The sequence below is a fragment of the Streptomyces sp. NPDC088400 genome (assembly GCF_044753355.1).
Lineage (GTDB): Bacteria > Actinomycetota > Actinomycetes > Streptomycetales > Streptomycetaceae > Streptomyces.
This window is the reverse complement of record NZ_JBIVMZ010000002.1, coordinates 460,000-479,261: the sequence shown is the minus strand read 5'-3', so window position 1 is coordinate 479,261 and position 19,262 is coordinate 460,000. Positions and strand designations below refer to the sequence as shown.

Below are 19,262 nucleotides of genomic sequence, written 5' to 3'. Positions count from 1 at the left end.
GGCACGTGGACTTGACGATCCTCTACCGCGGCCCGCTCGCCTCCTGCGACTACGACTGTCCGTACTGCCCGTTCGCCAAGCGGCGTGACAGCCGCGATCAACTGCGAGCCGACCGGGACGCCTTGGAGCGGTTCGCCGGATGGGCGTCGGAGCGCACGGACGACCGGCTGTCGGTGCTGTTCACTCCCTGGGGCGAGGGCCTGGTCCGCTCCTGGTACCGGCGGGCGCTCACCGAGCTGTCACAACTGCCGCACATCCGCCGGGTCGCCATCCAGACGAATCTGAGCTGCCGCACCGACTGGCTGGCGGACGCCGATCCCGGAACGCTGGCCCTGTGGTGCACCTACCACCCGGGGCAGACTCCGTACGACCGGTTCCTCGCGAAGTGCCACGAGCTGGCCGACCGGGGCATCCGGTTCAGCGTGGGGGTCGTCGGTCTCACGGAGCACCTGGAGCACGCCCGGCGGCTCCGCGCCGAGCTGCCCGAGCACATCTATCTGTGGATCAACGCGGCCGAGGGGCACAGCTATACGGACGAGGAGGCCGCCCGGTGGACGGGGCTCGATCCGCTGTTCCCGTACAGCCGCCATCCGCACCGCTCAGCCGGTCTGCCCTGCAGAACGGGCGAGTCGGTGATCTCGGTGGACGGCGAAGGTACGGTACGGCGCTGCCACTTCGTCCCCGCCGAGCTGGGCAACCTGTACGACGGGTCGTACCGGCGGGCGCTCACCCCACGGGCCTGTCCGCTGGCGGTGTGCGACTGCCATATCGGCTATGTGCATCTGGAGACGCTGCCGTTGTACGACGTGTTCGCCGGCGGGGTCCTGGAGCGGATCCCGGCAGGAGCGACAGGAGCGTAGGACGCCCCCCATCAGCCCCTCCGCCCCCGTCTCGCGCCCCTCCCCCATCCCGGCCGCTCCCCCATCCCGGCCGCTTTCCCGCGTCAGTGTTTCAGCGGCAGCAGGTCGGGCCGCTTGGCTTCCATATGGTCGCCGGACGATTCTCCGCGCAGCCGGCGCCCGATCCAGGGCACCAGATATTCGCGTGCCCAGTGGATGTTGTCGCGCCGCACCTCCAACGTGCCGCGCGGCGGCTCGGGCGGCCATACCTGATCCGGGTCGGCCGGCACATCGACGCCGAGTACCTGGGCGGCGCGCAGCGCCACTCGGGTGTGCCCCTCGGGCGACATGTGCAGCCGGTCGCCGTCCCAGGCTCGCCTGTCCTGTACGGACTTCAGCGACCAGAGGTCGAGTACCGGGCAGTTGTAGCGGTCCGCGATGGACCGGGTATGGGCGGTGAACGTGGCGATCTTGCCGCGCAGATGACGCAGCACCGGTACGCCACGGGTGTCGAAGCCGGTGGTCAGCATGACCGTGCCGACGCTGTTGGTGAGGTCGGCGACGGCTCGCTCGAAGCGCTCGGCGACATCGTCGGGGTCGGTGCCGGGCCGGATGATGTCGTTCCCGCCGGCGCAGAACGTCACCAGGTCCGGGGCGAGTTCCTTCGCCCGCGGTATCTGCTCCGCCACGATCTGGTCGAGGAGCCGACCGCGTACGGCGAGATTCGCGTACCGGAAATCACCGTGAACGGTGTCGGCCGCCCTTCCCGGGTCCGGCAATTGGTCGGCGAGCAGTACCGCGAGCCGGTCTGCCCAGCCGACGAAGGCCCCGTCGGGCCCTGGGTCTCCCACGCCCTCCGTGAAGCTGTCACCGAGCGCCGTGTACGACCCGAATGTGTCACTGGTTCTTGTTCTCGAATCGTCGTTTGCCACAGCAGGACATCCTCCACCCGGAGATGTGACCTACGCGACCGTAAGGAGGGGTTGACGTGGGGTGAGATACGCCATCGGTCAATTTTCGACCAAGCGGGAATAGCGGAAAACAGGAGCTGCCCGGCACCGAAAGTGCCGGGCAGCGCGCGCCGGTGCGAAAAGAACGAAGACGCGAAGGCGCGGAGGGGCGAATGACGTGCAGGGTCAGACGTTGACGCCCTGCTGGCGGAGGAAGGCCAGCGGGTCGATGTCCGAGCCGTAGTCCGGACCGGTGCGGATTTCGAAGTGCAGGTGCGGTCCCGTGACATTTCCGGTGGCACCGGAGAGGCCTATCTGCTGGCCCTCGCCGACACTCTGGCCGGTGGAGACGGCGAGGGACGACATGTGACCGTACTGCGAGTACTTGCCGTCGTCGTGCCGGATGACGACCTCATTGCCGTACGAGCCGCCCCAGCCGGCGGACACGACGGTGCCCGCGCCGACCGCCTTGACGGTGCTGCCCGAGGACGCCGAGAAGTCCACGCCGGTGTGGTAGCCACTGGACCAGCTGCCGCCGGACGCGCGGTACTGGGTGGTGACGGGCGCGTCAACGGGCTTGGCGAAGTCCGAACCGCTGCTCTGCGAGCCGGTGTTGGCGGCGGGAGCCTTGCGCTCGGTGGCACCGGATCCCGAGGACTCACCGGTGGATCCGCTGGAGGACTTGACCGGGGCCTCGGCCTTCGCCGGGGCCTCCGAGGCCGGGGCCTCCGAGCCACCGCCGGCGGACTTCGTGCCGATGGTCAGCTTCAGACCGGGGTGGATCATCGACGGGTCGTCACCGACCACCGAACGGTTGTCGTCGTACAGCTTCTGCCAGCCGCCTCTGACCTTCTGCTCGTCGGCGATCCTGGACAGGTAGTCGCCGGAGACCACGGCGTACGTCTTCGCGGTCTGGGTCGCGGCCTGCTTCACGCCCCCCTGCGCCTGCGCGGCGGAGACATTCCGGGCCGCGTGCTCGGCGGTGGACTCGGCGGCCTGCGGCGCGGCGGCCGGTGCGGCCTTCTCGGCGGCGTGCGCGCCGGTGGCACCGATCAGCGGGAGCGCGATGGCGGCGCCGCCCGTACCGGCGGCGATGAATCCGCGTGAGATCGGGTTGGCCTTGGGACGGCGGTGCTTACCCTTCGCGGGCATGGCGAATTCCTCTCCGGCGCCTACGAGGTGAGCTGTCGGGTTCGGGCTGGAGATGCCCGGCCGCGCCTGGCACGCGACTTCACCCCAAGCCGTCCGTACTGACGGAACGGCGTACTACCTGGGTCCCCCGCTCCTGCCACGCGTGGATGGATGGATAAGAATTCCGGGCGGCGGCAGGATTCGGCGTTCCGCTCGGATTGAAAGTGAACGTAAGCGAGTCGGACGGCCGTAACAAGCAGATCTTTCCCGATGCCCGAACGCGCTGCGTCATTACCCGGGCCCGTCGGTGACACTGAGTGGATTACCGATCTTCCCCACCCGTGTGACACGGCAATTCGTATGCGCGGCGTCAGCACAGAACGTCACGGATATGATCCTGCTCACGAGTCGGGGTCCATCTCCCTCGCGAGTGGGGCATGTTGCATGTAATTACCCAATACGGACAGACCTGGATATGAGCGAACTCCAGCCACCCGGGCCGTCCTCGGCAGGCACACGCAGGCACATCCGGATCCCGCCATTGAATCGATTGCCCCTGGTACAGATGTCATAGAGTCAGGAAGTCGTGGGGCCGGAAAGCCTCAGGGTCAGGAATCGGTGTCGTCGGCGAGCAGCGCCGACGGCGGACACGGAGGAGCAGGCCGTGACGCAGAAGGTGCCGCAGGTCCCGTCGACGGAGCCCGAGCTGACCGGAGTGCGCAACTTCCGGGACGTGGGCGGGCTTCCGACCACGGACGGTCGGCAGGTGCGGTACGGCACACTCTTCCGCAGCGGCCATCTCGCCAACGCCACCGCGACCGATTCGGCCTTCCTCTCCACTCTCGGCCTGCACACGATCTTCGACTTCCGCAACTCCGCCGATCTCAAGCTCGACGGCGCGGATGTGGAACTGGCGGGCGTACGCCATGTGAACATTCCGCTCTCCGACCCGGCCGACGGCGCCGAGTTCTGGCGGATGATCCGGCACGGCGACCTGGAGCAGCTGCACTCGATCCTCGCCGAGGGCAAAGCCGCCGCCCGGATGACCAACTCGTACCGCTCGATCATCGCGGACCGCACCGCCGAACACAGCCGCGTCCTGCACGCCCTCGCCGAGGACAGCGTCCCCGCGCTCATGCACTGCGCGGCGGGCAAGGACCGGGCGGGGCTCTCCATCGCGGTGTCCCTGCTGGCGGTCGGCGTCGAGCCCGAGGCGATCGAGGCGGACTACCTGAAGTCGAACGATCCGCACCGCCGTTACCGGATCGTCCGCAGCGACACGTCACCGGCCGGGACCTCGCCGGAGGTGATGGAGCTGCTCGGCCCGCTCTTCGACGCCCGCGCCGAGTACCTCGCAGCGGCCTTCGAGACCATCGAGAAGACGTGGGGCAGCACCGACCGCTATTTGACCGAGGGACTGAGGCTCGCCCCGGAGACCCGCGAGCGGCTGCGCGCCCGCCTCCTCGACGAAGACTGACCCGCGCCGGGCCGTGGCCGGACATCCAAGCCAAAAGCCACGAAATTATCGGCCTTCCGCTCCCACGGTGAAGAGCAGATAGAGGAAGCCCGCGAAGAGATGCCCGGCCACCAGGTAGGCGAAGAGCCGGATGACCAGCCCCCGGGGAAACGACTTCTCCTCGTTCATCACCCTCTCCGGGCTCCCCACCGACTCGGCCGACCTCTGATCCGAACGACCCGAATCGAATGCTGCGTCTGAATTGTCCGTCATGGTGACAGGCCTCTCTCCAGAAGATCAGCGGCGATGAGTGCCGCCGCCGAAGCACAGCTCGGCGGCGGGACTCTGCAGCAGGGTGTGGACAAAGAGCAGCTCGGTTCCGCCGGTTCCGTCCGCCGCGATCCGGTGCGGGGTGAGCGAGTCGAAGTGCGCGCTGTCCCCTGGACCGAGCATATGGACGACGTCCCCGAGATTCAGCCGCAGCCGCCCGTCGAGGACATAGAGCCACTCCTCCCCCGGGTGTACGCGGACGAGGTCACCCTGCGCCCCGTACGGCACCTGGAGCCGCAGCGGCTGCATGGCCCGGCCCGGCCCACCCGCCTGGTGGTACGTCCAGCCACCGGCCTCGACAGGCTCCGTCCGGTCGGCGCGGACGATGGGTTCGCGCTCCGGAGGCATCTCACCGAGCAGTTCGGAGATGGTCGTACCGTAGATACGTGCCAGGCCCAGCAGCATCGGCAGGGACGGCTGGCGGCGGCCCGTCTCCAGGCGGGAGAGGTGAGCGGGGGAAAGCCCCGCCCGCCGGGCGGCGGCCTCCAGAGTGAGCCGGCGACTGCGGCGCAGCTCGCGCAGGCGTGGCGCGACATCGGGCAGCTGTTCGGGCAGCGCGTCGGCTGCCTCTCCACCGGGAAAAGCGGTCATACCCCCATTGCGCCAGGATCTTTCCTCTGGGGCAAGTTTCTTACCTCAGAGGCAAAAGATCCGGGATCCCCCTAACGGTTGGCCACAGCCTGCTTCACCAGTGTCCTGCCGAAGTCCCACATCAGCCCGCCGCCTCCGTGAGCGTCGTCCATGACCGCCGTAAAGGCGTCCACGAAGCGCTCGACCTCCTGTTCGCCGATGGTCAGCGGCGGAATCAGCTTGATCACCTCCAGATGGTCGCCGGAGACCTGGGTGAGGATGCGGTGCTTCTGGAGCAGGGGTACGACCACCATCTGGGCGAAGAGCCCCTTGCGTGCCGCCTGGAGCATCGTCCAACGGCTGCGCAGCTTGATCGAGTTCGGCCGGCCGAACTCGATGCCGATCATCAGCCCCCGGCCCCGTACCTCGTGCAGCAACTCGTAGCGGTCCACCAGCGCGGCCAGCCGCGACCTGAGCAGATCGCCGGTCACCCGCGCGTTGGCGACGGTCTTCTCGTTCTCCATCACCGACAGGACGGCCAGGCCCGCCGCCATGGCCTGGGCGTTGGATCCGAAGCTCGCCGAGTGGACCAGCACCCGGTCCATCGAGGAGTAGACCTTCTTGAAGATCCAGTCCTTGCCGAGGGTCGCGCCGACGGGCACATATCCGCCGGAGAGCGCCTTCGCCACACAGACCAGATCTGGCTCCACGCCTTCCTCGTGCTGGTACGCGTAGAAGTCGCCGGTCCTGCCGAGGCCGGTCTGCACCTCGTCCGCGATGAGCAACGCCTTGTGCCGGTGGAGCAGTTCCTGGGCCTGGCGCAGAAAGCCGGGCGGGCTCTCGTGCACCCCCTTGCCCTGGATCGGCTCGATGACGAACCCGGCCACATCGCCGCGCTTCAGCTCCTTCTCCAGCGCGTCGAGATCGCCGAGTCCGATCGCGGTGTCGGGCAGCAGCGGCGCGAACCCGTCCCGGAAGCCGTCCTCGCCATTGACCGACAGCGAGCCGGTGGTCAGTCCGTGGAAGGCGTGCGAGCAGTACAGGATCCTTGTTCGCCCGGTCGCGTACCGGGCGAATTTCAGGGCCGTCTCGACCGCTTCCGTACCGCTGTTCCCGAAGAACGCCCGGTCCAGATGCGGGCTGTGCGCCAGCAGCCGCTCGGCGAGCAGTCCGGGCAGCGGCTGGCAGTCGAAGCGGGTGAGGTCGGCGAGCGAGGCGTCGAGGACGTCGTGGAGCGCCTTGCGTACGACGGGGTGGTGCCGGCCGAGGCCCATCACGCCGAAGCCCGCCAGCATGTCCAGGTAGTCGTTGCCGTCCGCGTCCCAGAAGTAGGCGCCCTCGGCCCGCTCGTAGACCCGGTCGAAGCCGATGGTGTGCAACATGCGCGGGAGCTGGTGGTTGAGGTGCTTGGAGTGCAGCTCGTAGCGCTCGGTGCCGCGCTCCGCGAGCAGCCGGTTGAGGTCGAAATCCGCCGGCTCCCCGAGCCGGGCGGGCTCCTCGGGCTCCCTGACCTGAGGGGGCTCCATGGGCTTGGTCATTCCCTGTTCTCCTTGTGTGCGAGCGCGGCGCCGATCTGTCCCGCGATCTCCACCGGCGTGAGGCCGATGTCGGCCAGCACCTCACTCCGTTTGGCATGGGCCAGGAACCGCTCGGGAATGCCGTACGTCCGCAGGGGTACGTCCACCCCCGCGTCCCGCAGCGACTGGCCGACGGCCGACCCCACCCCGCCGCTGCGGCTGTTGTCCTCGACGACCGCGACCAGGCGGTGCGAGGCGGCGAGCGGCGCGAGCTGTTCGTCGACGGGCTTGACCCAGCGCGGGTCGACCACGGTGCAGCGGATACCGGCGCCCGCGAGCAGGTCCGCCGCCGTGAGGCAGACGGTCGCGAGGGCTCCCACCGACACGAGCAGCACCTCCGCGTTCTCCTCGCGGTGCAGGACGTCCATCCCGCCCACGCGCCCTACGGCCGGGACTGTTGTCCCCGCCGACTCCTTGGGATAACGCACGACGGTCGGCGCGTCGGCCACGTCCACGGCCTCACGCAGCTGGGCCCGCAGCTGTCCGGCGTCGCGCGGCGCGGCGATCCGCAGGCCCGGCACGCACTGCAGGACCGACATGTCCCACATGCCGTTGTGGGACGGCCCGTCGGTGCCGGTGACCCCGGCCCGGTCCAGTACGAAGGTGACTGCGCACCGGTGCAGGGCGACATCCATCAGCAGCTGGTCGAAGGCGCGGTTCAGGAAGGTGGCGTAGACGGCGACGACGGGATGCAGCCCGCCGGTGGCGAGCCCCGCGGCGGAGACCGCGGCGTGCTGCTCGGCGATGCCGACATCCCAGATCCGGTCCGGGAAGCGTTCGGCGAAACGGGTGAGTCCGACGGGGTGCAGCATGGCCGCGGTGATCGCCACGACGTCCGGCCGCTCCTCCCCGATCGCGACGATCTCGTCGCCGAAGACCGAGGTCCAGGACGGACCGGCGGCCGGTACGAGAGGCTCGCAGGTCAGCGGATCCATCGCGCCGACCGTGTGGAAGCGGTCCGCCTCGTCCTCCAGCGCCGGCGGGTAGCCGCGGCCCTTCTCCGTCAGACAGTGCACGAGTACGGGCCCGTGGAAGCGTTTCGCCTTGCCGAGGGCCGACTCCACGGCCGCGATGTCGTGCCCGTCGACCGGCCCTACGTATTTGAGACCGAGGTCCTCGAACATGCCCTGCGGTGCGAAGGCGTCCTTGAACCCCTTCTTGGCGCCGTGCAGCGACCCGTACAGCGGCCGGCCGACGACGGGCGTCTGCTGGAGGACGTCCTTGCCCCAGGCCAGGAACCGCTCGTAGCCGTCGGTGGTGCGGAGGGTGGCGAGGTGGTCGGCGAGTCCGCCTATGGTCGGCCCGTAGGACCGTTCGTTGTCGTTGACCACGATGATCAGCGGGCGGTCCTTGGCCGCGGCGATGTTGTTGAGGGCCTCCCAGGCCATGCCGCCGGTCAGAGCTCCGTCCCCGATGACCGCGACGACATGGTTGTCCCGGCCGCGTACGTCCCGGGCCTTGGCCAGTCCGTCGGCCCAGCCGAGCACGGTCGAGGCGTGCGAGTTCTCGATGACGTCGTGCTCGGACTCCTCGCGGGAGGGATAACCCGCGAGGCCGCCTTTTCCGCGCAGCTTGGAGAAGTCCTGTCTGCCGGTGAGGAGTTTGTGGACATAGCTCTGGTGGCCGGTGTCCCACAGGATGCGGTCGACGGGTGAGTCGAAGGCCCGGTGCAGCGCCACGGTCAGCTCCACCACCCCCAGGTTGGGCCCGAGATGACCACCGGTTCTGGCCACGGCCCTGACGAGGAACTCCCTGATGTCCTCGGCCAGTTCATCGAGTTCGCTTGTCGTCAGCGCCTTGAGATCGCGCGGTCCCCGGATGTACTCCAAGACAGACACGCTCGGGCCCCCTCTCAGATCCTGCTCGGCTCAGATTCTGTTCACCCGGCGCCCAAGGGCGGACGCGCCGCGAGAACGCGGCGCGTCGCCATCGGCCGGGCCCCTGAGGTCACTTCGCCCCGGCGACCGTCTCCCGTACGGCACGCAGGGACTCCTTGAGCGAGCCCATCGTGGCGAGGACGGCGGTCGGCTCGTAGCCGCAGTGCGCCATGCAGTTGGCGCAGCGGTCGTCCTTCCCGCGGCCGTACTTGTCCCAGTCGGTGTCCTCGATGAGTTCCCGGTACGTCGGCACATACCCGTCGCTCATCAGATAGCAGGGGCGCTGCCAGCCGAAGAGCGAGTAGTTGGGGATGGCCCACGCCGTGCACGCGAAGTCGGCCTTGCCTTCGAGGAAGTCCAGGAAGAGCGGCGAGTGGTTGAGGCGCCAGCGCGCCCGGTTGCCGCCCGAGAACGCCTTCTTGAACAGTTCCCTGGTCTGTTCGACACCCAGGAAGTGCTCCTGGTCGGGAGCCTTCTCGTAGGCGTAGGCGGGCGAGATCATCATCTCGTCCACCTTCAACTCGTCATTGAGGAAATTCAGCACCTCAACAATGGTCTGGGGCGTGTCCGTGTTGAAGAAGGTGGAATTGGTGGTCACCCGGAAGCCGCGCCGTTTGGCGTCCTTGATGGCCGCCACCGCCTCGTCGAACACGCCCTCCTTCGCGACGGACTCGTCATGGCGATCCCGCAGCCCGTCGATGTGCACGGCGAAGGCGAAGTACGGCGACGGCGTGAATTTCTCGATCTTCTTCCGCAGCAGCACGGCATTGGTGCAGAGGAAGACGTACTTCTTCCGAGCGACCAACTGCCGCACGATCTCGTCGATCTGAGGATGCATCAGCGGCTCGCCACCGGCGATGGAGACCATGGGCGCCCCGGACTCCAGCACCGCGCCGACGGCCTGGGCAACGGGCATGCGCTGCTTCAGAACGCCTGCCGGATGCTGGATCTTTCCGCAGCCCTCACATTTCAGATTGCAGGCGAACAGAGGTTCCAGCTCAACAATCAGTGGAAACTTCTGACGCTTGCGGAGCTTCTGTTCGAAGAGGTACGTCCCGACCCTGATGGTCTGACGAAGCGGCATGGCCATCTAGCTCACCTCCTGGGGAGCAGCGAAGAACGGTGCCATTCATAGAAAGCTGGTAGCACGGCACGGAGGACACGGAAAGCCGATATTCCACCGCGCACTGTGCCAATACGGACGAGCTCATGCTCTGGAGCGTCCACGACCACCCGGACGGCCGCAACCGGGCGAGGCCCGGCGCGCAGAGCACTCCGGAGCGTCGCGGCGGATTCCATGTCCACCGCGATCGCCCCGGTGGTACGCAGTCCGGCCCGTTCCTGGCCGCGTACGACATGGTCGGAGCCGGTCAGCGGCCCGGTGTGGACGGTGCGGCCCGGCAGTGCCCGGGTCAGCGCGTCGACGAGCAGCCCGGTGTTCGTACAGGGCGTTGAGCCGTCCGGGCCCCGGGTCTCGTCGGCGACGATCAGGTCCCCCGGGTTCATCCCCGGGGTGAGGCCGGCGCAGAACCCCGACGCGATGACGGGCGCGTGCCTGGCCCCGGGCTCGGCGAGCGCGCGTGCCACGGCACGCTCGGCGTTCCTGGGGCCCATGCCCGTACGCAGGACGGTCACCGGCCCCGCCGCGTCGCCGCGCGCATGTCCGCCACGCAGCGCGAGCCGTTCGATGCCCAGCGCGCAGGCGATCAGCAACGGGGCTGACGGGCCGGAAGGCGCCGGGGACCGGCCCATCAGGCCCCCTTGCGGCTGCCCGCGCGTGCGATGAGGGGACCGGGGTCCCCGTGGACGTACCGGCCGAGTGCCGTGAGCGGGAAGACCTGCCGGTAGAGGTGGTAGTTGATGGAGAAGTCCCAGGGGAAGCCGGTGCCGGTGAAGTACGGCTCGTCCCAGGAGCCGTCCTCCCGCTGGGCGCCGGTGAGCCAGGCGATGCCGCGTTCGACGGCCTTGCTGTCCCGCCTGCCGGCGGCGAGCAGCCCGAGCAGCGCCCAGGCGGTCTGGGAGGCGGTGGTGACACCGCGCCCGATCCATTCCTCCTCGCGGTACGAGCGCAGGTCCTCGCCCCAGCCTCCGTCGTCGTTCTGTACCGATTCGAGCCAGGAGACCGCGCGGCGGATCGCGGGGTGGGAGACCGGCAGCCCGGCCGCGGTGAGCGCGGGTACCACCGCGCCGGTGCCGTATACGTAGTTGACTCCCCAGCGGCCGAACCAGGCGCCGTCGGCCTCCTGTTCGGCGAGGAGCCACTCGATCCCCCGCCGGGCGCCGGGGAGATGGGCCTTGCCCTCGTAGGCGAGCATCTCGACGACGTGCGCGGTGACATCGGCGGACGGCGGGTCGATGACCTCGCCGAAGTCACAGAAGGGCAGCCGGTTGGGGAACGGACTGGTGTTGTCGGCGTCGAAGGCGCCCCAGGCCCCGTTCCGCGACTGCATGCCCATGTTCCACCGGACACCGCGCTCGATGGCCGCGTCGAGCCGGTCGGGGTCGGGGTGTGCTACCCGGCGCAGAGCGAGAATGACCTCGGCTGTATCATCGATGTCCGGGTAGTTGTCGTTGTCGAACTCGAACGCCCAGCCGCCCGGGGTGAGTCCAGGCCTGCGTACGTCCCAGTCACCGGGGCGGACGATCTGCTCCCCGAGCATCCAGTCGGCGGCTCTGACCAGGGCCGGATGGTCCGGGCTCAGGCCCGCGTCGGCGAGTGCGATGGTGGCGAGGCAGGTGTCCCAGACCGGGGACTGACAGGCTTCGATCATCCGGGCGCCGTCCTCGCGCCAGATGGCGAAGCGGTCCAGCGATTCGAGACCGGCGCGCATGATCGGATGGTCGAGGTCGTATCCGAGCAGGTGCAGGGCGATCACGGAGTAGACGGCGGGGGGCTGGATCCCGCCCCAGCAGCCGTCGTTCTCCTGCCGCTCGATGATCCAGCGCGCGGCCGCGTTCATCGCGGCACGGCGAAGTCTTCGTGGTGCGATCTTCTGATACGCGTGCAGGGCCTTGTCGAGGCGCTGGAAGACCCCGTTCCAACTGCTCAGGGGCGCGGGCGGCTTGGCCGGGTTCGGATCGGCCGCGTCGGAGTGCAGCTCGTCGAGGGCGAAGGGAGCGGGCCGTACGGGCCGCTTCGCCGAGACGATGGTCAGCGGTACGACCGTCTGCCGTGCCCAGCAGCCGAAGTCGTAGATGTTGAGCGGGAACCACTTGGGCAGGAAGATCAGTTCGGGCGGCAGCTCGGGGAGGTCGTCCCATCTCCACCAGCCGAAGAGAGCGAGCCACACCCGGGTGAAGACCCGGCTCCCGGCGATGCCCCCCTGCTCGCGCACCCACCGGGAGGCGCGCGCCATGTGCGGGTCCTCGGGGCGGTCTCCGGCCAGCCGCAGAGCGACGTACGCCTCGATGGTGGCGGAGAGTTCGGCGGGGCCGCCGTGGAAGGTGGCCCAGGTGCCGTCCGGGCGCTGCTCGCCACGGATGAACCGGGCCGCGGCTTCGGTGGTACGGGCGTCCTGGACGCCGAGGAATTGACGGAGCAGCAGATCCTCGGCGTCCATCGTCACATTGGTGGCCAGGTCGCCCTTCCACCAGCCCTGAGGGTCCTGCCTGCCGAGCAGATGCTCGACGGATCGTGCGGTGGCCCGCTCGGCGGCGACCATGAGGCCACCGTCGAGGACGGGCGTCGTATCATTCGGTCCGCTGGCCGAGGCTGCGCGGGGTCCCATGGCCCCGGTGCTTCCGTCGGTCGTCGCTGTCATGGCTTCCCCTTCGTGCAGTGGTGTGCTTCTGCTGTGCCTGGGGTCTCCGTCGTCCGGCGCCTGGGGCCTGCCCGGCCTGCGGCTGTGGACGGCGACTGCGGTTATATGGGAATGGTGATCATCTCTTTCGGACGACGACGAAGTCCGCGAGCGCGGTGAGCTGCGCCCGGACCTGTTCCGGCATATCCACGCCGTCCAGGGCCTCGATCGCGATGGTGTGCTGCCTGCGGGCCTCCTGGGAGGTCCACTCCCGGCCGCCCGCCTCCTCGATCAGCGCCGCCCTGGTGGCGAACTCCTCCTCCGAGAAATTCTCGAAATCACTGCTCTTGGCGTCGGCGGCGAGCAGCTCGCCGAGCCGTTCCGAGGCCGGGCCGCCCGCGTCGAGCGCGGCGACGACCGGCAGGGACTTCTTGCGCTGGCGCAGGTCGCTCCAGGTCTGCTTGCCGGTGGCCTCGGGGTCGCCCCAGATGCCGAGCAGATCGTCGACGGCCTGGAAGGCGAGGCCGAGGTGGTGGCCGTACGACTCCAGCGTGTCGGCCGTACGGTCGTCGGCGCCGCCGAGGACCGCGCCGATGGAGACGGCACAGGCGAGCAGGGCACCGGTCTTGTTGCCCTCCATCTCCAGGCACTCCTCGACGGTGACCCGCTCGCGGTGCTCGTAGGAGATGTCCTGTGCCTGGCCGTCGATCAGCTTGCGGGTCGCGGTGGTCAGCCGGCGGGTCGCGCGGCCCGCCTCGGGGGTACCGATCTCCAGCAGCACCTCGTTGGCGAGCGCGAACAGAGCGTCGCCGACGAGGATCGCCTGGGCCGGGCCGTGCACCTTCCAGACGGTGTCGCGGTGGCGGCGCTGCTCGTCACCGTCCATCAGGTCGTCGTGCAGCAGCGAGAAGTTGTGGATCAGCTCCACGGCGACCGCGCCGGGAATCCCCTTCTCGGGGGCCGCGCCCGCCGCCTCGGCGGAGAGCAGTGCGAGCGCCGGGCGTACCGCCTTGCCACCGTCGCCGTCGGACGGCCGTCCTTCGGCGTCGATCCAGCCGAAGTGATAGGCGGCGACGGTGTCCATGGGCGTCGCGAGCCGGTCGATGGCGGCGCGCAGCACCGGCGTCGACAGGGTCCGCCCGCGCTCCAGCAACGCGTGGACGTCCGCGGTGTCGACAGCCGGATTCGCCGGGGGCACAGTCGGCACGGTCTCTCCTCTTGTTCCAGTACTCATCGGTGCAGTACTCGGGCTCATGCCGCCTCCTGCAAGGGGTGTTCATGCCGGCGGCCGATCTCGCCGAGTGCGGCGCCCGCGGCGCTGAAGCCGCTTCTCACCGCGCCCTCCATGGTCGCGGGCCAGCCGGTGGCGGTCCATGCACCGGCCAGGAAGAGGCCGGGGACGCGAGTACGGGCGGTGGGGCGCAGCCGGCCCACCCCGGGAGCGGGCGCGAAGGTCGCGGTCCGTTCGCGGGTGACGAAGAAGTCCCGTACGTCCGCGCCACGGGCGGCGGGCAGGAGGCGTTCCAGTTCGGGGAGGTAGCGTTCACGCAGTTCGGAGACGGGTGAGTCGATCTCGTCCTCGGCGGCCGACTGGGAGAGCGCCAGGTACTGGCCCTCCGTGAGCCCGGAGGCGTCGGTGCGGTCGAAGACCCACTGGACCGGGCTGCCGAGTGCCGCGAAGAACGGCCGCCGCAGCACCTTCCGGCCGTATACGACATGGACGTTGAGGATCGGCGCGGTGCCGATGTCCAGCAGCCGGTCGGGGTCGTCGAGCGCGCCCGTGGGCAGCAGCGCGTGGGTCTCGCGCTGAGGTACGGCGAGGACGACGGTGTCCGCGTCGAGCCGCTCACCGTCCACATCGACGTGCCAGCCGCCGTCCTCGGCACGGGAGAGTGCGCTGACGCGGGTACGCAGCTCGGTCCGCACACCGGCGGAGTCGAGGGCCTTGCGCGCCAGAGTGTCGTGCAGGTCGCCGAGCGGGACGTGCGCCCAGCCGATGTCGGCGGCGCCGGGCTCGGACAGCAGCCCGGTCTTGAAGACCATGGCGGCGAGCCCCATGGAGGCGTGCGGCGCGGTGGCGTTGAGCGTGGCCACGCCGACCAGGTCCCAGAGCGCCTCGATGGTCCGCGGCGACTGCCCGTGCCGGCCCAGCCAGGTCGCGAAGTCGATGCCGTCCAGGGCGGGATCGGCCGGGTCGAGCCGCTTCAGGGCGAGCGCCGCACGCCCGACCGACGCGCGCTCGGCGAGCGAGAGATGCGGGTACGCGGCGAGTCCGGCGGCGAGGTGCAGCGGTACGGGCAGGCCGTTGCGGCGGATCCGTCCGAGCCGGGGCCCGCTGGCCCGGCCGACGTCGAGCACGGGCACGTCGAGCCGGTCCTGGAGTGGCGCGAGCGCGGCGCCGTCCACCCGGTCCAGGAACCAGCGGTACGCCGTACAGCAGCGCAGATACACATGCTGCCCGTTGTCCACGGTGAGGTCGCCGCGGCGGAACGAGAAGGCGAGACCGCCGAGCCGCGGCCGCCCTTCGAGGAGCGTCACCCGCAGTCCGGCGTCGGCGAGCTCAAGGGCGGCGGTGATCCCGGCGAGCCCTCCGCCCACCACTACGGCGTGCCGGGAGCGCGTACCGTCGTCCGTTGTCATGCGCGCCCTCCTGCGACTGTCTCGGTGAAGGACGCGTCATCACGGCGCGAGGTTGAGAACTCCAGGTCCGCGTACGTTTCCGTGACCGTCGCGAAGGGGGGCGCGGTGCGCCGCATCAGCCGCGCCTCCTGACGGTCTGCCGGGAGATCTGCCGGGCGTCGAGCCCCGAGAGGCCGCGCACGGCGACGTACGCCTTCTCACGTCCGGGCAGCGAGACCCGGCCGCGCAGGACGGCCTCGGGGTCGCGTTCGATGCGGTCGAGCAGCCTGCGGTAGATGCCGGCCATGGCGGCGGTGCAGGCGCCGCTGCGCCGGTCGAGCATGGGCAGCAGGCGCAGGCCCTCGGCGAAGAGCGCGCGGGCGCGGCGGACCTCGAAGTGCACGAGACCGGCGAAGTCGGCGCCCTTGGGCGGGGTGGCGCTGTGGAAGCCCTCGGAGCACCCGAACTTGGCGAGGTCGTCGGCGGGCAGGTACGTACGGCCGTTGCCCGCGTCCTCGCGTACGTCCCTGAGGATGTTGGTCAGCTGAAGGGCGAGCCCCAGGGTGTCGGCGTACTCGGGGGCGCGCTCCGCGCCCGGCACGCCCGGCGCGGTGCCGAACACTCCGAGCGACACCCGCCCGATGGCGCCCGCGACACACCGGCAGTAGACCTTCAGGTCGTCCCAGGTCTCGTAGGTGTCGCCCCGTACGTCCATCAGGACGCCGTCGATCAGCTCGTCGAGCCCGCCGATCGGGATGGGGAAGCGGCGCGCCGCGTCCGCGAGCGCGACCGCGACGGGGTCGGTGTCGTCCTCGTCCACGCCGCCGTTCCTGACTCTGTCCAGGAGGGTGCGGGTCTCGTCGAGCCGTGCCTGCTTGATCTCCGGCGCGAGCGTGCCGTCACCGATGTCGTCCACGCGCCGCGCGAGGGCGTACATCGCGGACAATGCCTGCCGCTTCTCGGTCGGCAGCAGCCGGATGCCATAGGCGAAATTACGGGCCTGCTGCCCGGTGACGGCCTCGCAGTAGCTGTAGGCCGCCTGTACCGGCGCGGACATGGGCGTCTGTCCCTCCATGTTCCGGCTCACCCCTCTCTGTGCGCACTTCGCAAGACAGCTCCCACTTCGCGCAGCAGACGTGCCTTGGTGGGTTTGGGCGGCCCGGGGAGCACATCGTGCCCGGCGGCCGCGATCGAAGCGAGGGCGGCGCGCCCTCCGGCCACGAATCCGGCGAGCAGCAGCCGGAGCCTGCCGTGGACGCTGCCCACCAGCAGGGTGCCTTCGTCCAGCAGCAGGCCGGCCCGCTCGGCTTCGTAGGCGACCAGGGAGCGCACCGCCGCGCCCCCGGTGGGAGCGGCCAGCTCCGCCTCGGTGACATGGAACCGCTTCATGTCCTCGGCCGGCAGATAGACCCGGTCACGGCCGAGGTCCTCGGTCACGTCCTGGAGGTGTTCGACGATCTGGAGCGCCGTACAGACGGCGTCGGAGCGGCGGACGCGCTCGGGGCTCGCGGTGCCGGTGATCTGGAGGACGAGACGGCCGACCGGGTTCGCGGACAGTTCGCAGTAGGCGAGGAGATCGTCGTAGGTCTCGTAGCGTCGTACGAGCTGGTCCTGACGGTTGGCCGCGATCAGCCCGAGGAACGGCTCGGGGGTCAGCGAACGGCGCCGCACGGTCGGCGTCAGCGCACGCAGCAGGGGGTGGCCGGGAGGGGGGCCGGCCGGATCGAAGACCCGCCGCAGATCGGCCTCGAAGGCGTCCAGCATGGTGAGCCGGTCGTCGGCCTGTCCGGGATCGACGCCCAGGTGGCGGGCGTCCTCGCCGCCGGGGGTGAGATCGCCGTCGCCGATGTCGTCGACGAGCCGGGCGTAGCCGTAGACGGCCATCAGATCGTCGCGCCAGGCGCGCGGCAGGAAGAAGGGGGCGACCGGGAAGTTCTCGTCCGCGGCCTTGTCCAGCGTCATTCGCGAGGAGTCGTCGGAACGTACCTGCGGGGCGCCCGTCACTGCGTGCTACCCGGCACGGGGACGGCGGAATCCTCGCGGAGCTGGAGATTTCCCGTCATTGCCGTCACATCTCCCGTTCTACACTGCCGACCCAATACATCCCTTTTCGGACACGCCGCCCACCCTCCCCAGTACCGGAGGCCGTACGGCAGGCGGAATGCTACGAGGGATCGCCTCACGTGCCGCGAATCAGCATCACCACAGCTTACGTTGTGCGAGTCGGCCGGACACTGCGGGGTGTTGTGCCCATTACGAGAACATCGCGTAACACGCCAACCATCCCCCGGCTCACCGGACTTGACCGATCCTTGACGATCGGCGGCCGGCGTCACACCGGGTCACCGGGCTGCTCCGACGGCAAGACCCCCGCCGGATCGTTCCGGCGGGGGCCTCGGCCGGTCCTACTTGCCGGTCTCCTTCTCGTACGCCTTGATGACCTCGTCGGTCGGGCCGTCCATCAGCAGTTCGCCCTTCTCCAGCCACAGCACCCGGTCACAGGTGTCCCTGATCGACTTGTTGCTGTGGCTGACCAGGAAGACCGTGCCTGCCTCCTTGCGCAGTTCACGGATCCGCTGCTCCGAGCGGATCTGGAACTTGCGGTCGCCGGTGGCCAGTGCCTCGTCGATCATCAGGACGTCGTGGTCCTTGGCCGCGGCGATGGAGAACCGGAGCCTGGCGGCCATACCGGAGGAGTAGGTCCGCATCGGCAGCGTGATGAAGTCGCCCTTCTCGTTGATGCCGGAGAAGTCGACGATCGACTGGTAACGCTCGCGGATCTGCTCGCGCGTCATACCCATGGCCAGGCCACCGAGGATGACATTGCGTTCGCCGGTCAGGTCGTTCATCAACGCGGCGTTGACGCCCAGCAACGAGGGCTGGCCGTCGGTGAAGACCTTGCCGCTCTCCGCGGGCAGCAGACCCGCGATGGCGCGCAGCAGCGTCGACTTGCCGGAACCGTTGGTGCCGATCAGGCCGATCGCCTCGCCGCGGTACGCGGTGAAGGTCACGCCCCGTACCGCGTGGACCTTGCGGACGCCCCGCGACTCCCCCTTGTCGCGCCGGAGTATGCGGCTCAGCGCCGCGGTGGCGCTGCCCCTGCCACCGCCACCGCCGTTGACGCGGTACACGATGTGCACGTCGTCGGCGATGACCGTGGGGATGCGTCCCTGATTCTTGTCCTCAGCCACGGCCGTACCGCTCCTCAGCCTTCCAGAAGTACACGAATCCGACGGCGGCCACGAGCACGGCCCACGCCAGCGCGACGAGCCAGACGTGCGCGGGCAGGTTCTCCGAGCCGTAGCCGTCGATCAGCGCGAACCGGACCAGGTCCATGTAGATCGCGGCCGGGTTGTACTGGAGCACGTCGGAGATCCAGGCCGGCTTGTCCTTGAGCATCAGCGGGATGGAGAACATCACGCCCGAGGCGTACATCCAGGTACGCATCACGAACGGCATCAGCTGGGCGAGGTCGGGGGTCTTGCTGCCCAGCCGCGCCATGATCAGCGCCAGACCGGTGTTGAACAGGAACTGGAGCGCCAGGGCGGGCAGCACCAGCAGCCAGCTCAAGGTCGGATAACTGCCGAAGATGACCGCCACGCTGACCAGCACGACCATGGAGTACAGGAGTTGCTGGAGCTGCTGGAGGGAGAAGGAGATCGGCAGCGAGGCCCGGGGGAAGTGCAGGGCGCGCACCAGCCCCAAGTTGCCGGAGATGGCGCGGACACCGGCCATCACCGAGCTCTGGGTGAAGGTGAAGACGAAGACTCCGGTGACCAGGAACGGGACGAAGACCTCCTGGGGGATGCCCCGCTTGGTCTGGAGGATCAGCCCGAAGATCAGGTAGTAGACAGCCGCGTTCAGCAGCGGAGTCGCCACCTGCCAGAGCTGGCCCAGCTTCGCCTGGCTGTACTGGGCCGTGAGCTTCGCCTGGGAGAAGGCCAGGATGAAGTGCCGACGGCCCCACAGCTGTCGGACGTAGTCGCGCAGCCCTGGCCGGGCTCCGCTCACCGACAGGCCGTACTTGGCGGCGAGGTCGGCCGTCGGCAGACCGTCGTCGGGCGACGGGGGGGTGCTCACAGCGATCGCACCCTCATGGGTTGTGTCACTCACAAGTTGAAACTTTCGTGTTCAAGATGCGCAGCCGGTCGGGCGCAGGCGTGGACGGCCCGG

Annotated in this window: 16 protein-coding genes, 1 pseudogene and 1 riboswitch; of the genes and pseudogenes, 2 read left to right on the top strand and 15 right to left on the bottom strand. The window is 69.4% G+C overall.

Going from position 1 to position 19,262, the window contains the following annotated elements; all coding sequences use genetic code 11:
• Nucleotides 1-5: 5 nt before the first annotated feature.
• Nucleotides 6-916 (top strand): annotated as a pseudogene (locus ACIQD6_RS07055) (STM4011 family radical SAM protein); the annotation flags it as partial.
• A gap of 27 nt (nt 917-943) precedes the next feature.
• Here ACIQD6_RS07055 and ACIQD6_RS07050 read toward each other — a convergent pair.
• Together ACIQD6_RS07050 and ACIQD6_RS07045 are read right to left on the bottom strand one after the other, a co-directional pair.
• Nucleotides 944-1,771: an SGNH/GDSL hydrolase family protein gene (locus tag ACIQD6_RS07050; RefSeq protein ID WP_401879060.1), complete on the bottom strand. Its 828-nt coding sequence runs from the start codon at nt 1,769-1,771 to the stop codon at nt 944-946.
• A gap of 204 nt (nt 1,772-1,975) precedes the next feature.
• Nucleotides 1,976-2,941 carry a peptidoglycan DD-metalloendopeptidase family protein gene (locus ACIQD6_RS07045; RefSeq protein WP_401879058.1) on the bottom strand — a complete coding sequence of 322 codons (966 nt, stop codon included), beginning with the start codon at nt 2,939-2,941 and terminating at the stop codon, nt 1,976-1,978.
• A gap of 4 nt (nt 2,942-2,945) precedes the next feature.
• A riboswitch (cyclic di-AMP (ydaO/yuaA leader) is annotated at nt 2,946-3,137 on the bottom strand.
• Between the two features lie 447 nt (nt 3,138-3,584).
• Here ACIQD6_RS07045 and ACIQD6_RS07040 point away from each other — a divergent pair.
• A complete protein-coding gene (locus tag ACIQD6_RS07040; protein ID WP_401879056.1) occupies nt 3,585-4,397 on the top strand; it encodes a tyrosine-protein phosphatase in 813 nt (270 codons plus the stop codon).
• Nucleotides 4,398-4,442: 45 nt separating this feature from the next.
• Here ACIQD6_RS07040 and ACIQD6_RS07035 read toward each other — a convergent pair whose 3' ends face one another.
• The 13 genes from ACIQD6_RS07035 to ACIQD6_RS06975 all read right to left on the bottom strand — a co-directional run bounded on the left by ACIQD6_RS07035 (nt 4,443) and on the right by ACIQD6_RS06975 (nt 19,202).
• A complete protein-coding gene (locus ACIQD6_RS07035) occupies nt 4,443-4,565 on the bottom strand; it encodes a DUF6126 family protein (RefSeq protein ID WP_401879054.1) in 123 nt (40 codons plus the stop codon).
• A gap of 108 nt (nt 4,566-4,673) precedes the next feature.
• Nucleotides 4,674-5,297: a helix-turn-helix domain-containing protein gene (locus ACIQD6_RS07030; RefSeq protein ID WP_401879052.1), complete on the bottom strand. Its 624-nt coding sequence runs from the start codon at nt 5,295-5,297 to the stop codon at nt 4,674-4,676.
• A 71-nt stretch (nt 5,298-5,368) separates the two neighbouring features.
• Entirely contained in the window at nt 5,369-6,802 is a 1,434-nt protein-coding gene (locus tag ACIQD6_RS07025; RefSeq protein ID WP_401879563.1) for an aspartate aminotransferase family protein, read from the bottom strand.
• An 8-nt stretch (nt 6,803-6,810) separates the two neighbouring features.
• Nucleotides 6,811-8,691: a 1-deoxy-D-xylulose-5-phosphate synthase gene (gene dxs, locus ACIQD6_RS07020; protein WP_401879049.1), complete on the bottom strand. Its 1,881-nt coding sequence runs from the start codon at nt 8,689-8,691 to the stop codon at nt 6,811-6,813.
• A gap of 109 nt (nt 8,692-8,800) precedes the next feature.
• On the bottom strand, nt 8,801-9,820 hold the full coding sequence (gene hpnH, locus ACIQD6_RS07015; RefSeq protein WP_401879046.1) for an adenosyl-hopene transferase HpnH: 1,020 nt from the start codon (nt 9,818-9,820) through the stop codon (nt 8,801-8,803).
• Between the two features lie 5 nt (nt 9,821-9,825).
• A complete protein-coding gene (locus ACIQD6_RS07010) occupies nt 9,826-10,482 on the bottom strand; it encodes a 1-hydroxy-2-methyl-2-butenyl 4-diphosphate reductase (RefSeq protein WP_401879043.1) in 657 nt (218 codons plus the stop codon).
• Nucleotides 10,482-12,491, bottom strand: coding sequence for a squalene--hopene cyclase (shc, locus tag ACIQD6_RS07005; protein WP_401879041.1), 2,010 nt, complete (start codon nt 12,489-12,491; stop codon nt 10,482-10,484). Before shc ends, ACIQD6_RS07010 begins: the two co-directional genes overlap by 1 nt.
• 118 nt (nt 12,492-12,609) lie before the next feature.
• Nucleotides 12,610-13,725, bottom strand: coding sequence for a polyprenyl synthetase family protein (locus ACIQD6_RS07000; protein WP_401879039.1), 1,116 nt, complete (start codon nt 13,723-13,725; stop codon nt 12,610-12,612).
• Entirely contained in the window at nt 13,722-15,110 is a 1,389-nt protein-coding gene (gene hpnE, locus ACIQD6_RS06995; protein ID WP_401879036.1) for a hydroxysqualene dehydroxylase HpnE, read from the bottom strand. The genes ACIQD6_RS07000 and hpnE overlap by 4 nt, the downstream gene beginning before the upstream one ends.
• Nucleotides 15,111-15,225: 115 nt before the next feature.
• Nucleotides 15,226-16,164 carry a presqualene diphosphate synthase HpnD gene (gene hpnD, locus ACIQD6_RS06990; protein WP_401879034.1) on the bottom strand — a complete coding sequence of 313 codons (939 nt, stop codon included), beginning with the start codon at nt 16,162-16,164 and terminating at the stop codon, nt 15,226-15,228.
• An 8-nt stretch (nt 16,165-16,172) separates the two neighbouring features.
• Entirely contained in the window at nt 16,173-17,051 is an 879-nt protein-coding gene (hpnC, locus tag ACIQD6_RS06985) for a squalene synthase HpnC (protein WP_401879033.1), read from the bottom strand.
• Nucleotides 17,052-17,494: 443 nt separating this feature from the next.
• The gene (locus ACIQD6_RS06980; RefSeq protein WP_401879031.1) at nt 17,495-18,280 is read right to left on the bottom strand and encodes an ABC transporter ATP-binding protein; all 786 of its coding nucleotides are present in this window, start codon (nt 18,278-18,280) and stop codon (nt 17,495-17,497) included.
• Nucleotides 18,273-19,202 (bottom strand): ABC transporter permease, encoded by a 930-nt coding sequence (locus ACIQD6_RS06975; RefSeq protein WP_401879029.1) that lies wholly within the window; start codon nt 19,200-19,202, stop codon nt 18,273-18,275. The genes ACIQD6_RS06980 and ACIQD6_RS06975 overlap by 8 nt, the downstream gene beginning before the upstream one ends.
• Nucleotides 19,203-19,262: the final 60 nt, after the last annotated feature.

Bases quoted from the DNA above. Each gene is read 5' to 3' on its own strand.
- ACIQD6_RS07045 (WP_401879058.1), bottom strand. From the start codon at position 2,941: ATGCCCGCGAAGGGTAAGCACCGCCGTCCCAAGGCCAACCCGATCTCA.
- ACIQD6_RS07035 (WP_401879054.1), bottom strand. From the start codon at position 4,565: ATGAACGAGGAGAAGTCGTTTCCCCGGGGGCTGGTCATCCGGCTCTTC.
- ACIQD6_RS07030 (WP_401879052.1), bottom strand. From the start codon at position 5,297: ATGACCGCTTTTCCCGGTGGAGAGGCAGCCGACGCGCTGCCCGAACAG.
- ACIQD6_RS07025 (WP_401879563.1), bottom strand. From the start codon at position 6,802: ATGGAGCCCCCTCAGGTCAGGGAGCCCGAGGAGCCCGCCCGGCTCGGG.
- hpnH (WP_401879046.1), bottom strand. From the start codon at position 9,820: ATGGCCATGCCGCTTCGTCAGACCATCAGGGTCGGGACGTACCTCTTC.
- ACIQD6_RS07010 (WP_401879043.1), bottom strand. From the start codon at position 10,482: ATGGGCCGGTCCCCGGCGCCTTCCGGCCCGTCAGCCCCGTTGCTGATC.
- shc (WP_401879041.1), bottom strand. From the start codon at position 12,491: ATGACAGCGACGACCGACGGAAGCACCGGGGCCATGGGACCCCGCGCA.
- ACIQD6_RS07000 (WP_401879039.1), bottom strand. From the start codon at position 13,725: ATGAGCCCGAGTACTGCACCGATGAGTACTGGAACAAGAGGAGAGACC.
- hpnE (WP_401879036.1), bottom strand. From the start codon at position 15,110: ATGACAACGGACGACGGTACGCGCTCCCGGCACGCCGTAGTGGTGGGC.
- hpnD (WP_401879034.1), bottom strand. From the start codon at position 16,164: ATGGAGGGACAGACGCCCATGTCCGCGCCGGTACAGGCGGCCTACAGC.
- hpnC (WP_401879033.1), bottom strand. From the start codon at position 17,051: ATGACGCTGGACAAGGCCGCGGACGAGAACTTCCCGGTCGCCCCCTTC.